Here is a 13,152-nt window from a genome sequence, read left to right as displayed (position 1 = left end):
AGGAGTTTCGCCCATGACCCAAACCGCCTTTCGCGCCCGGCTGCTGACGTTTCGCGACGACCCCGCGCACGCGGACGACGCCGCCGTCTTCGAGCAGGACGGCCTGCTGATCGTCGACGCGGCGGGCCGGGTGGTCGCGGCCGGCGCCTACGCCGCGCTGGCCGGCCGCCTCGCGCCCGACGCGCGCGTCACCACGCTCGGCGACAAGCTGATCGTGCCCGGCTTCATCGACACGCACATCCACTATCCGCAGACCGACATGATCGCCTCGCCGGCGCCGGGCCTGCTGCCGTGGCTCGACACCTACACGTTCCCGACCGAGCGGCGCTTCGAGGACATCGAGCACGCGCGCGAGGTGGCGTCGTTCTTCATCGACACGCTGCTGGCGAGCGGCACCACCACCGCGCTCGTCTACTGCACGGTCCACCGGCAGTCGGCCGAGGCGCTGTTCGAGGCGAGCGAGGCGAGGAACCTGCGGATGATCGCGGGCAAGGTGCTGATGGATCGCAACTGCCCCGAGTTCCTGCGCGACACGGCGCAGTCGGGCCACGACGACAGCGCCGCGCTGATCGCGCGCTGGCACGGCCGCGGCCGGCAGATGTACGCGCTCACGCCGCGCTTCGCGCCGACCTCGACGCCGGCCCAGCTCGAGGCCTGCGCCGCGCTCGCGCGCCGCCATCCCGACGTGTTCGTGCAGAGCCACGTGGCTGAGAACGTCGACGAGGTGAAGTGGGCCGCCGAACTGTTCCCGGGCCACCGCAGCTACCTCGACATCTACGACCGCCACGGCCTGCTGCGCCCGCGCGCCGTGTACGGCCACTGCATCCACCTCGACGACGAGGACCGGCGCCGGATCGCCGAGACCGGCACGGTGATCGCGCACTGCCCGACTTCGAACTTCTTCCTCGGCAGCGGCCTGTTCGATTTCGACCGCGCCACCGCGCAGCGCGCGCAGCTGTCGCTCGCAACCGACGTGGGCGGCGGCACCTCGTTCTCGATGCTGCAGACCATGAACGAGGCGCACAAGGTCGCGCGGCTGTCGGGCTACCACCTCAGCGCGACGCGGATGTTCTGGCTCGCCACGGCGGGCGCCGCGCGCGCGCTCGCGCTCGACGCGCAGATCGGCACGCTCGCGCCGCGCGCCGAGGCCGACTTCGTCGTGCTCGATCCGCGCGCCACGCCGCTGCTCGCGCGCCGCACCGCGCGCGCCGCCTCGCTCGAGGAACTGCTGTTCGCGTTCGCGATGCTCGGCGACGACCGCGCCGTCCACAGCACCTGGGCGGCCGGCCGCTGCGTGCATCGGCGCGACGAGGCGACGGCCGCCGCGGCCTGAACGGCGGCTGGACGGCACCCGCCCCACCGCGCGGCGCGCGGCCCTCGATCACCGCCCGGACGTGAAAAAGGCCCGGTGCGAGACATCGCACCGGGCCTTGCATCCGACCGGACCTTTCGTTCATTTGCCGCCACCCGCGCGGGCGGCGGCGCTTCCAGCCTGCGCCGGCGACAACCTCCGTCGCTACCGGGCCGGACCGGCCATGCCCGAATCTAATGCGCGCCAGCCGCAGCCGGCGCGGCGGAAGCCGGCGCCGCCGGTACCGCGCGCTCATTCGACGCAGGCGCCGCGGCCCCGCCGCTGCGCGCCACCGGCAGCCGCACGACGCGCGTCGCACCGTTGCCGAGCGGGAAGTCGGCCAGCGCCGAGCGCGCCAGGTACGGCATCGCCGTGACGAGCGAATCACCGCTGCCGGTGTTGCGCGCGCTGACGTTATAGACCTCGCGCCCGGTCGCCCGCTCGGTGATGCGCAGGTTCAGCGTGCGCTGGTAGACCTGGTAGGTCTGGTTCACGTAGCCGGCCGGAAACGGGCCGCCCCACGGCCCGAACGGCCCCCACGGGCCACCGCGCCAGTACGGCCCCGGGCCGAACCACGGATCGTAGTAGACCGGCTGCGGCACCGATACCAGGTCGCCCTTGACGCCGTAGGTCAGCTTGACCAGATAGCGCGCGTCGGCCTGCGGCACGCGGCGGAACGACAGCGTGGACAGTTCGTTCGCCACGATCTGCTCGTAGGTCGCCTGCTCGAGGCTGTTCTGCTCGTCGGGCGCGCGCGTGAACGCGTAGGTGCGCGTCGCGTCGCTGCCGCTCCAGTCGGAAAATGCCGTGACCTGCGTGTTCACGTAGCTCGCGCACCCCGACAGCAGCGCGACGCAGGCAGCCGCGAGCCACTTGGCGGCGCGGAACGTTCGATTCGCTTTCATGATTCTCTTCCTCGATTCCCTTTCTGTATGCCCCGGCTGTTGCCCGGCTGTTGCCCGGGTATCGCCGCGGTGTCGCCCTGGCGTTGCCCGGGTAGTGCCGGAACTCCGCCGGCACCCCGGCGGAGTTTCGCGATCATACGCCGCGCGCCGCGCCCCGCAACCACAAGGCAGACCGCCGGCAGGCCCGAAAGTTCGGCCCGCGCGACTTGCCAAGCCTTTGTACAATGGACCCACGCCGCCCGCCACGAACGGGCTCACGAACTCCTCACCGACCGACCGACATGTCCGATACCGCCGCCCATTCCACCGTGATCCGCCGCGCCGACTACACGCCGCCCGCGTTCCTCATCGACAGCGTCGCCCTCGAATTCGATCTGGTGCCCGAGCGCACGGTCGTGCGCAACACGATGCGCCTGCGCCGCAATCCCGACGCCGCGCCCGCGCCGCATCTCGAACTGCTCGGCGAGTCGCTCGAATTCATCGCGGCGCAAATCAACGGCCAGCCGGCCGCGGCGGTGCGCGCGCACGAGCACGGCCTGAGCGTCGAAAACGTGCCCGACGCGTTCGAACTCGTGATCGACAGCGCCTGCGCGCCGGCCGCCAACACCACGCTGTCCGGCCTCTACGTGTCGGGCGGCAATTTCTTTACGCAGTGCGAAGCGGAAGGCTTTCGCCACATCACCTATTTCCTCGACCGGCCCGACGTGATGTCGACCTACACGGTCACGCTGCGCGCCGACCGCGAGGCCTACTCGGTGCTGCTGTCGAACGGCAACCTCGTCGATTCCGGCCTGCTGGCCGACGGCCGCCACTTCGCGAAGTGGGAAGACCCGTTCCGCAAGCCGAGTTACCTGTTCGCGCTGGTCGCGGGCAAGCTGGTCTCGATCGAGGAGACCATCACCACCGGCTCCGGCGCGAGCAAGCTGCTGCAGGTCTGGGTCGAACCCGCCGACCTCGACAAGACGCGCCACGCGATGGATTCGCTGATCCACTCGATCCGCTGGGACGAAAAGCGCTTCGGCCTCGAGCTCGATCTCGACCGCTTCATGATCGTCGCCGTCAGCGACTTCAACATGGGCGCGATGGAGAACAAGGGGCTCAACATCTTCAACACGAAGTACGTGCTGGCGAACCCGGAAACGGCCACCGACGTCGATTTCTCGAACATCGAGGCAGTGGTCGGCCACGAGTATTTCCACAACTGGACCGGCAACCGCGTGACCTGCCGCGACTGGTTCCAGCTGAGCCTGAAGGAAGGGCTGACGGTGTTCCGCGACCAGGAGTTCTCGGCCGACATGGCGGCCGGCGAAGGCGACGACGCGGGCGCGCGCGCCGTCAAGCGCATCGAGGACGTGCGCGTGCTGCGCCAGCTGCAGTTCGCCGAGGACGCCGGCCCGATGGCGCACCCGGTGCGCCCCGAGAGCTACGTCGAGATCAACAACTTCTACACGATGACGGTCTACGAGAAAGGCTCCGAAGTCGTGCGGATGTACCAGACCCTGCTCGGCCGCGACGGCTTCCGGCGCGGCATGGACCTTTACTTCAAGCGCCACGACGGCCAGGCCGTGACCTGCGACGACTTCCGCCACGCGATGGCCGACGCGAACGGCCGCGACCTCGCGCAGTTCGAGCGCTGGTACAGCCAGGCCGGCACGCCGCGGGTGGCCGTGAAGACCGCCTACGACGCGGCGGCGAAACGCTACACGGTCACGCTGAGCCAGGCTTACGGCGAGGGTTCGCCGGCCGCGCGCGAGACCCAGCAGGGCCCACTGCTGATCCCGTTCGCGATCGGCCTGATCGGCCCCGACGGCCAGGATCTGCCGCTGCGCCTGGACGGCGAGGCCGAGGCCGGCGCCACCACGCGCGTGCTCGAACTGACCGAGACGCAGGCCAGCTATACCTTCGTCGATGTCGCGGCCGAGCCGCTGCCCTCGCTGTTGCGCAACTTCTCGGCGCCGGTGATCGTCGACTACGACTATCGCGAGGACCAGCTCGCGTTCCTGCTCGCGCACGACAGCGATCCGTTCAACCGCTGGGAGGCGGGCCAGCGGCTCGCCACGCGCGCGCTGCTGACGCTCGCCGACACGGCCGCCGCGGACGGCGAGCTGACGCTCGACGACGCGTTCGTCAACGCGTTCCACCGCGTGCTGGTGGACGACTCGCTGTCGCCGGCGTTCCGCGAGCTGGCGCTGACGATGCCGTCCGAGGCCTATCTGGCCGACCAGATGCGCGAGGCGAACCCGGCCGCGGTCCACCGCGCGCGCCAGTTCGTGCGCGGCCGGCTGGCCGCCGCGCTGCGCGCCGACTGGCTCGCGATCCACGAACGGCACCGCACCCCGGGCGCCTACGCGCCGACGCCCGAGGACGCCGGCCGGCGCGCGCTGAAGAATCTCGCGCTCGCCTATCTCGCCGAACTCGACGAGCCGGCCGAAGCCGTGCGGCTCGCCACCGCCCAGTACGACGTGGCCGACAACATGACCGACCGCGCCGCCGCGCTCGGCGCGCTGCTGTCGGCCTCGGCCGCCTCGGACGCGGCCGAGGCGCCGGCGCGCAAGGCGCTCGCCGACTTCTACCAGCGCTTCGAGAAGGAGGCGCTGGTGATCGACAAGTGGTTCTCGATGCAGGCCACGCGGCGCGGCACGGCCGGCCATCCGACGCTCGACACGGTGCGTGAACTGCTCGCGCACCCGGCCTTCAACCTGAAGAATCCGAACCGCGCGCGCTCGCTGATCTTCGGGTTCTGCGCCGCGAATCCGGCGCAGTTCCACGCCGCCGACGGCTCCGGCTACGCGTTCTGGGCCGACCAGGTGCTGGCGCTCGACGCGATCAACCCGCAAGTCGCCGCGCGGCTGTCGCGTTCGCTCGAAAACTGGCGGCGCTTCACGCCGGCGCTGCGCGAGCCGATGCGCGCCGCGCTCGAACGCGTCGCGGCCGGTGCCAAGTCGCGCGACGTTCGCGAGATCGTCGGGAAGGCGCTGGCCTGAGCACGCCGGCCGATCCCGGCAAATCCAGGCAGACCAAACGGCCGGCCCGCTCACGCGGCACCGGCCGTTTTTTCATGATGGCGGGATACGGGCCGCCGCGGCGCCCGCATCTCGTCGATTTCGTGGGCGCCAGGCGCGCGGCCGACTCCGCATCGCGGCCCGAAATCGGGCTGGTGTGACCGCGCCGTGACGCGCGCGCCCGTGATCCGGAACAAAAAGGCGGCGGTGCGTCAGGGCAGCGCGGGTAAAATTGCAAAAAACAGATATTTTCCTGCCTCTCGGAGCTCAGCATGTCCCTTTCCCGACGTACCACGCTGTCGAAGTATCTGATCGAGCAACAACGCGAGAACCACAACCTTCCCGCTGACCTGCGCCTGCTGATCGAAGTCGTCGCGCGCGCCTGCAAGGCAATCAGCTTCCACGTCTCGAAGGGCGCGCTCGGCGATGCGCTCGGCACGGCCGGCAGCGAGAACGTGCAGGGCGAAGTGCAGAAGAAGCTCGACATCCTGTCGAACGAAATCCTGCTCGACGCGAACGAATGGGGCGGCAATCTCGCCGCGATGGCCTCGGAGGAAATGGAAACGTTCTTCCCGATCCCCGAGAACTACCCGCGCGGCGAATACCTGCTGGTGTTCGATCCGCTCGACGGCTCGTCGAACATCGACGTGAACGTCTCGATCGGCACGATCTTCTCGGTGCTGCGCTGCCCGGACGGCCAGCAGGCCACCGAGCAGTCGTTCCTGCAGCCTGGCGTGAAGCAGGTGGCCGCCGGCTACGCCGTGTACGGCCCGCAGACGGTGCTGGTGCTGACCACCGGCCACGGCGTGAACTGCTTCACGCTCGACCGCGAACTCGGCTCGTGGGTGCTGACCCAGAGCAACATGCAGATCCCGGCCGACACGCGCGAATACGCGATCAACGCCTCGAACGCGCGCCACTGGTACGAGCCGGTCAAGCGCTACGTCGACGAGCTGAACGCCGGCGCCGACGGCCCGCGCGGCGAGAACTTCAACATGCGCTGGATCGCCTCGATGGTGGCCGACGTCCACCGCATCCTAAACCGCGGCGGCGTGTTCATGTATCCGGCCGACGCGCGCACGCCCGATCGCCCCGGCAAGCTGCGCCTGATGTACGAGGCCAACCCGATGTCGTTCATCGTCGAGCAGGCGGGCGGCGCCGCGTCGACCGGCACCGAGCGCATCCTCGACGTGCAGCCGACCGGCCTGCACCAGCGCGTGCCGGTGATCCTCGGTTCGAAGAACGAGGTCGAACGCGTGGCCCGTTACCACCAGGAAGCGGCCGCGAAGTAAGGCCCGCGCGGACATTGCGGCAGCGCCGCAAGAAAGTCCCCGCGACGGCGAGAAAGGACTTCCTCCCCCGCGTTTTTCATCGTAGAATTCGGGCCGTTGAAAGACGCGGGGACAGATGATCGGCAACGGTCGTCGAGGAGGCGGAGCCGGTTCGGTCGGCGCGAAAGTTTGAAGTTTTTTCGCCAGACCTATTGCCAGCCTCGCAGAAATCACCCTATAATTTCACTTCTTTGATGCCGGTGTAGCTCAGTTGGTAGAGCAGCGCATTCGTAATGCGAAGGTCGTAGGTTCGACTCCTATCTCCGGCACCATCCGAATCAAGCAAAAAGCCCGATCCTCGTGATCGGGCTTTTTGCTTTGCAGCATCGGCGGCCCTCCTGTCGCTCCTCTCACTGCCCCTCCTCCATTTTTTCCGCGCGCCGCCGGAAAGCCCCGCGAAAGCTCCGCGACGCCGTGCCCGCCGGCCCGAGAAACCATTGGTAAAGCGTTCCGGCGCTGCCTAACATTACTTAACGCTCCTGACCCGGCTATTGCAGTACATTGCGTGGGCACCGGGCCGGGGCGGACAGTTCGTCCTGTCGATTCGCATCTCGATGCCCGCGGCCGGTTCATTACGCAGCAACCCAACCTGGAGAGAACCACCATGGCTCATGGCTTGATTATGTGGCTCATCATCGGCGCCATCGCCGGCTGGCTGGCCGGCCTGCTCGTGAAGGGCGGCGGCTTCGGCCTGATCGTCGACATCATCGTCGGCATCGTCGGCGCCATCATCGGCGGCTGGCTCGCGGGTGTGCTCGGCATCACGATCGGCAGCGGTTTCTTCGCGTCGATCATCGTCGCCGTAATCGGCGCGGTCATCCTGCTGTTCATCATCCGGCTGTTCCGGCGCGCCTAGCCGCGCGCTGATCGCGGCCCGGCGCCCGCCCGCAGCGGCGCGCCGGCCGCCCGCGCCCCGGCCGCCGGGGCGTCGCCGCCTCCCTCTCCCGCCCTTCCGCTCCCCGCACCCGTCGGACGGATGTCCCGTCGCGCGAGAAAGATGCACGCGCATCCATTTTCCGCGCGCCGCCGATCCGGCCAGTCACGACAAAAACCGCCCGGGTGTGCGGTTTAAGCAACATCGACAAATTGAAACGATTCCTTGCTGGAAAAATTGAAGATAGGCGGCTGATAATCGATACACCGCAAGGAGAATGATCATGGACGAAAAGCCGACTCGCATGCCACCTCCCGAGAAAGTGATGAGCCCGGACCCGGAGCCGGTGGCCGTCGAGTTCCTCGCGGAGCTGCCCGACCACGTGCGTGCGTTCTTCGACGAACAGCACAGGCTGGGCGCGCCGAAGTAACAGCCCGCTGAACGTCGCGAACCACCGCATCACCGCGCTCGATTCCTTGCGTCCGTTCCCCTCCTCGCTGCAGCAGGCCACCAGGCTCCCGGGCCGGGTCGGCTGCGCGCGCTAAGCTTCGTCTCCGGCCCCGCGCGCGCCGAGCATTCGTTTATCCTCCTCGTTTTCCCTTATGCCCGGCCACACACCGGCGCCTGCCGATCCACCATGACTCTGCCGATCCGCCCGACCCTCGCGTTTGCGTCGCTCGCCGCCGCCCTGCTCGTCCTGCCGCTGCCGGCCTCGGCCGACGGCGACGACACGCCGCTCACCAACCTCGTCGCGCTCGCCTCGCAGCGCATCGCGCTGGCCGAGCCGGTGGCCCGCTGGAAGTGGGCGAATCACAAGCCGATCGAGGACAAGCCGCGCGAAGCGCAACTGCTCGCCGACGTCGAACGCCGCGCGGTGGCGAGCGGGGTCGATCGCGATTACGCGCACGCGTTTTTCTCGGACCAGATCGAGGCGAGCAAGATCATGCAGAACGCGCTGTTCGCGAAGTGGCGCGCCACGCAGGCCCCCGACGGCACGCCGCCCGACCTCGCCACCACCACGCGCCCGCAGTTCGACCGGCTCACCCAGTCGATGATCGGCGCGCTCACGCGCGTCGCGCCGCTGCGCAACGCGCCCGACTGCCAGTCGCGCATGGCGCGCAGCATCGCCGATTGGAAGTCGATGACGCGCTACGACTCGAGCCAGTCGCCCGCGCTCGACGCCGCGCTCGCGCATGTCTGCGCCGGCGGCGGCGCCAGCGCGGTCGGCTGACGCGACACCTGGTATCGAGTCGGGGAATCGATCTTGCCGGGCACCGCTCGCGCGGCTCAGGTCGAACGCGCCGGTGCGGCGGCCGGCGCGTGAACGGGAGGCGGATGCCGCCTACTGCGGCGCCGCCAGCACCGGGGCCGGCAACGCAAGCGCGATGGTCGGCACGCCGCGTGCGAGATGAGTCTGCAGGATCCGGAACACGGCGGCATTGAACCGGCCGTCGCCCCCGGCGGCAGCAGCCAGCGCACGCGCCGCCTCGATGCCGGCGACGGTGCCCAGATAACACCAGCGATCGACCACGTGATATGAGGCCGGTGCACCGCCGTCGACGATCGCCACCGGGCCGTCGAACGGCCAGGGCTCGCCGGCGGTGCCGCGCCGCGCATCGCCGGCTTTGCGGTTGAAGGCCGGCGCCAGTTCGGCGATCCAGTGCGCCTCGGCCAGCATCGCGCCGAGTTCGCCACCGGTCTCGCGCCATTCCAGGCGCCGCACCTGCTCCGCGAGCCGCCGCTCCCTGGCCGAGCGCCGCTCGCCCGTGAGCAGCGCGCGCAGGCGGTTACGCACCCGCACGCTGCGCCCGACGTAGAGCGGCGCATCACCTTCCCCGAACAGCGCATAGGCGCCGAAGCCGGCTGGCGCGCGCTCGAGATCGTCCTCGGTCAGTTCGCCCGCCAGCCGGTAGCGGCGCGTCGTCTGCGCGATCTGCTCGACGAGCCGCTCGGCCGGAATCGCGTCGTGCAGGTGTCGCCAGAACTGCCAGACGAGATCGGCATCGGCCAGCGCGCGGTGACGCGCGTTCGGCACCAGCGCGTGGCGCGCGATCAGTGCATCGAGCCCATGACGCGATTCGCGCGGAAACAGCGCGCGCGACAGGCGCACCGTACAGAGCATGTCGGGATTGAACGCATAGCCGGCGCGCTCGAATTCAGCGCGCAAAAAGCCGCGGTCGAAACTCGCGTTGTGCGCGATGAAAAGCCGCCCGTCGAGTCGCGCGTAAAGCTCGGCCGCGATCGAGGCGAAGCTCGGCGCGCCGCGCACCATCGCATCGGTGATGCCGGTCAGTTGCTGGATGAAAGCCGGGATCGGCTGGTGGGGATCGATCAGCGAGTTCCAGGTGGAGACGCCGTCCGGACCGACCTCGACGACACCGATCTCGGTGATCCGGTGTTCGGCCGCGGAGCCGCCGGTCGTCTCGAGGTCGACGAAGGCGAGCGGGCCGCCGGAGGCCTGGAAAAACGAAGACAAAGACGAAGACGAATCGGACATGTCAGCAGTAAGCGATACCGGTTGGCGTGCGCGAAAGACCGCGCACAATGCCGATTCTACCCGCCAAAAACAAAGCCCCCGCCAAAGCGGGGGCCGGACATCCGGTTCAACCCGGATTACAGCGCCTGGATGTTCGCCGCCTGCTTGCCTTTCGGCCCGGTCTTCACGTCGAACGACACGCGCTGATTTTCCTTCAGCGTCTTGAAGCCGTCCATGCGGATTTCCGAGAAGTGCGCGAACAGGTCTTCGCCACCGTTGTCCGACGTAATAAAGCCAAAGCCCTTAGCATCGTTAAACCATTTCACGATACCGGTATCCATATTCCTGATTCCCCAAACGATTATAAATAAAACGAGCAACTCGTGAGTGCCGTCACCGAAAGCCTCGGCCCCGCTAAACCTTATGGACGATGAGCAGTAAGCACCGCAGACTTCGTGGTGCTTTTATAAATGGGAGGCTCCGGGCTCGTCAAGAAAATTCTTCACATCTTCTTATCGGACTTGACCTCGATCGCGATGGAAACGGTACGTCGCCAACAAAATGGACCATTTAGTCACGTGTAACCTGTCATTATTACTAGGGAATATCCGTTTCAATTAACGGAAACGCAAAAAATACCGACCGGGTAAAAAATAGCGATTACTCGGTATTTGTCCGGGTTGTCGTGGACAGCCGGTTTTGCGATGCTGAATCAGGTTCAGAAGTACAAGGGGGCGGATATGCTGCTCGACAGACTGAAACGTTTCGCGCACCGGCTCGGCATGCTGCGCCGCCATAAAAAGATCAAGGCGGCGCCCGCGATCTACGCGCTCGATGCCGAATTCGATACGACCTGGCACGGCGACCACTGGCAAAACCTGCTCGCCTCGCCACTCGACGCGCGTCATTACGTGATGGAAGACTGGGCACAGCCGGCCGGCATGCCGGTGGCACGCGAAGTCACGGACGCAAAACCGACGAAACGGCGCCGCCGCGGCTGAACCTGCCAGCGCACGTCGGGAAAAGGCGCAAAAAAAGCAAAAAAAAGCGCGACTGGGAAGTCGCGCCGACAAAGGTTTGGAGATCTTTTCCGTCAACGAAAAAGTCTGCTTCGAAAAGCAGAACCACCAGTATAGCGATTGCGCCGTGCAGCATTAGCGGCGGTCTTCACAAACGTCTATTGTCGAAGACTCAACAATCCTCCGCACTCCCCACCTCCCCGATTCGTCCCATCGCTACGTGCCCTTGTGTCGCCGCCACGCAACGGCGGAGAACCATTCGCGATCCTGATCAATTCTCACCGGACGGCGCCTTTCCTTGCCTGACAAAGGTTTCCGGGCGATTTCCGATCATTTCGCAAACTTAAATTCATTATTGCTTAAAACGTGAGCCACGGAGGCAGCCAGCTCCCTCTTACACTGCGCTCGGGTTTGGAGATTTGCGGCGCCCTGTGGCGCCACCCTCATCACGCCACACTACGCCCCACCTGGTGCTGGCCGACTATCCCGAATTGCGGGGGCTCCGTTCCTCCGCCTGCTGGAGACGAATCAATGAAAAAGACTCTAATCGTGGCTGCGCTCTCGGGCGTCTTCGCAACGGCCGCGCACGCTCAAAGCAGCGTGACGCTGTACGGCCTGATCGACGCCGGCATCACCTATACGAACAACCAGGGCGGTCACAGCTCGTGGTCGGAAACGAGCGGCTCGGTCAACGGCAGCCGCTGGGGCCTGCGTGGCAATGAAGATCTGGGCGGCGGCCTGAAGGCGATCTTCGTGCTCGAAAACGGTTTCGGCATCAACAACGGCACGCTCAAGCAGAACAGCCGCGAATTCGGCCGTCAGGCTTACGTCGGCCTCGGCCACAACCAGTTCGGCTCGGTCACGCTCGGCCGCCAATACGACAGCGTCGTCGACTTCCTGGCTCCGCTGTCGCTGACGGGCACGCAGTACGGCGGCACGCAGTTCGCCCACCCGTTCGACAACGACAACCTGAACAACTCGTTCCGCGTCAACAACTCGGTCAAGTACACGAGCGTCAACTACGGCGGCCTGAAGTTCGGCGGCTTGTACGGCTTCTCGAACAGCGACCAGTTCTCGAACAACCGCGCGTTCAGCGGCGGCGTGTCGTATTCGTACCTCGGCTTCAACATCGCGGCCGGCTACCTGCAGCTCGACAACAACATCTCCGGTCTCACGTCGGCGACGCTGTCGAACACGGGTGGCGCGGTGGCGGGCGACAACACGTTCGTCGGCAAGCGCCAGCGCGTGTTCGGCGGCGGCCTGACCTACACGTTCGGTCCGGCCACGGCGGGCTTCGTGTTCACGCAGACGCGCGTGAACCGTGCGCTCGGCATCGCGGGCAGCCCGTCGGGCACGTCGGCCGGCATCGCGCTGGACGGCACCTTCGCGCGCTTCAACAACTACGAAGTCAACGCCCGCTACGCGCTGACGCCGGCCCTGTCGATCGCCGGTTCCTGGACCTACACGGCCGGCTTCCTCGACGGCCGCCACCCGGGCTGGAACCAGTTCAACCTGCAGACCTCGTATGCGCTGTCGAAGCGCACCGACGTCTACCTGCAGGGCGAATACCAGCACGTCAGCAACGACGGCCTGGCGATCGGTGCCTACGTGAACGGTCTGGGCGGCGCTTCGTCGACGAACAAGCAGATCGCCGTCACGGCCGGCCTGCGTCACCGCTTCTGATCGATCGCGTCCTGACGCGCCGCAGCAATCCGGCGGCGATCATGACAAAAGCGCCCCTCGGGGCTAATGCCGTTCAGTTAAGGTTCTTTCTGAGGAACCGAACGGCATAACGAGCAGGACGGGACTTGACGGCCCGATCGCATTTGCGGTCGGGCCGTTTTACATTGATGAGCAGTTTGAGGTGTTCGCGAAGTCGCTTGAGGACGGTGGGCAGCTTGGCGAAGGCGGGCGTGCGCGCGGCCCACATCATCTCGTGCTGGATGAGATGGAACGAGCGAACAAAGCTCAATTCGGTCGGTTCGCACTTGGCCTCAAAGGCCGCGCTAGCCATTTCGCGACGAATCAGGTTGTAGGCGATCAGCGCACCCCAGATCTCCTGATAGATGCCATCGACGGTTCGGCTGCGTAGCGTCAGCTCGCTACCGAGCATGGACTGCTTCAGTTCGCGGTAGCTGGTCTCGATCTGCCAGCGCCGCTCGTAGCACGCAGCCAGATCGGCCAACTTGAAGCG

At 66.9% G+C, this 13,152-nt stretch carries 12 protein-coding genes and 1 tRNA gene; 9 read left to right on the top strand and 4 right to left on the bottom strand.

Translation table 11 applies throughout. The annotated features are described in order from the left end of the window. The first annotated feature begins 13 nt into the window (after window positions 1–13). Window positions 14–1,333, top strand: a complete 1,320-nt coding sequence (gene guaD, locus BpN12_RS19035; protein ID WP_246797041.1) for a guanine deaminase — start codon at window positions 14–16, stop codon at window positions 1,331–1,333. 212 nt (window positions 1,334–1,545) lie between these two features. Here guaD and BpN12_RS19030 read toward each other — a convergent pair whose 3' ends face one another. After that, on the bottom strand, window positions 1,546–2,256 hold the full coding sequence (locus BpN12_RS19030; RefSeq protein WP_246797040.1) for a DUF4136 domain-containing protein: 711 nt from the start codon (window positions 2,254–2,256) through the stop codon (window positions 1,546–1,548). Window positions 2,257–2,537: 281 nt separating this feature from the next. Here BpN12_RS19030 and pepN point away from each other — a divergent pair, with 281 nt between their 5' ends. The 6 genes from pepN to BpN12_RS19000 all read left to right on the top strand — a co-directional run bounded on the left by pepN (window position 2,538) and on the right by BpN12_RS19000 (window position 8,694). Then, window positions 2,538–5,240 (top strand): aminopeptidase N, encoded by a 2,703-nt coding sequence (pepN, locus tag BpN12_RS19025; RefSeq protein WP_246797039.1) that lies wholly within the window; start codon window positions 2,538–2,540, stop codon window positions 5,238–5,240. 290 nt (window positions 5,241–5,530) lie between these two features. Beyond that, a complete protein-coding gene (locus BpN12_RS19020) occupies window positions 5,531–6,550 on the top strand; it encodes a class 1 fructose-bisphosphatase (protein ID WP_246797038.1) in 1,020 nt (339 codons plus the stop codon). A 235-nt stretch (window positions 6,551–6,785) separates the two neighbouring features. Continuing rightward, window positions 6,786–6,861 (top strand) — tRNA-Thr (locus tag BpN12_RS19015). A 332-nt stretch (window positions 6,862–7,193) separates the two neighbouring features. After that, window positions 7,194–7,445: a GlsB/YeaQ/YmgE family stress response membrane protein gene (locus BpN12_RS19010; RefSeq protein ID WP_042624133.1), complete on the top strand. Its 252-nt coding sequence runs from the start codon at window positions 7,194–7,196 to the stop codon at window positions 7,443–7,445. 343 nt (window positions 7,446–7,788) lie between these two features. After that, on the top strand, window positions 7,789–7,893 hold the full coding sequence (locus BpN12_RS19005) for a chorismate mutase (RefSeq protein WP_246798073.1): 105 nt from the start codon (window positions 7,789–7,791) through the stop codon (window positions 7,891–7,893). A gap of 207 nt (window positions 7,894–8,100) precedes the next feature. Next, window positions 8,101–8,694, top strand: coding sequence for a chorismate mutase (locus BpN12_RS19000; RefSeq protein ID WP_246797037.1), 594 nt, complete (start codon window positions 8,101–8,103; stop codon window positions 8,692–8,694). Between the two features lie 111 nt (window positions 8,695–8,805). On the opposite strand, the gene BpN12_RS18995 is transcribed toward BpN12_RS19000, so the two are convergent. Both BpN12_RS18995 and BpN12_RS18990 read right to left on the bottom strand, forming a co-directional pair. Continuing rightward, on the bottom strand, window positions 8,806–9,960 hold the full coding sequence (locus tag BpN12_RS18995; protein ID WP_246797036.1) for an exonuclease domain-containing protein: 1,155 nt from the start codon (window positions 9,958–9,960) through the stop codon (window positions 8,806–8,808). 116 nt (window positions 9,961–10,076) lie between these two features. After that, entirely contained in the window at window positions 10,077–10,280 is a 204-nt protein-coding gene (locus BpN12_RS18990) for a cold-shock protein (RefSeq protein ID WP_012734907.1), read from the bottom strand. A 402-nt stretch (window positions 10,281–10,682) separates the two neighbouring features. Between BpN12_RS18990 and BpN12_RS18985 the strand changes: the two genes are divergently transcribed. Together BpN12_RS18985 and BpN12_RS18980 are read left to right on the top strand one after the other, a co-directional pair. Beyond that, window positions 10,683–10,940 (top strand): hypothetical protein, encoded by a 258-nt coding sequence (locus BpN12_RS18985; protein WP_246797934.1) that lies wholly within the window; start codon window positions 10,683–10,685, stop codon window positions 10,938–10,940. A gap of 549 nt (window positions 10,941–11,489) precedes the next feature. Then, window positions 11,490–12,641 (top strand): porin, encoded by a 1,152-nt coding sequence (locus tag BpN12_RS18980; protein WP_246797035.1) that lies wholly within the window; start codon window positions 11,490–11,492, stop codon window positions 12,639–12,641. A 73-nt stretch (window positions 12,642–12,714) separates the two neighbouring features. Here BpN12_RS18980 and BpN12_RS18975 read toward each other — a convergent pair. Further along, window positions 12,715–13,152: transposase (locus BpN12_RS18975; protein WP_246797034.1), on the bottom strand; the 438-nt coding region annotated here is incomplete at its 5' end.

The organism is Burkholderia perseverans (genome assembly GCF_022870505.1).
GTDB lineage: Bacteria > Pseudomonadota > Gammaproteobacteria > Burkholderiales > Burkholderiaceae > Burkholderia > Burkholderia plantarii.
Note: the sequence above shows the minus strand (reverse complement) of the source record. Positions and strands in the feature narration are given on the sequence as shown.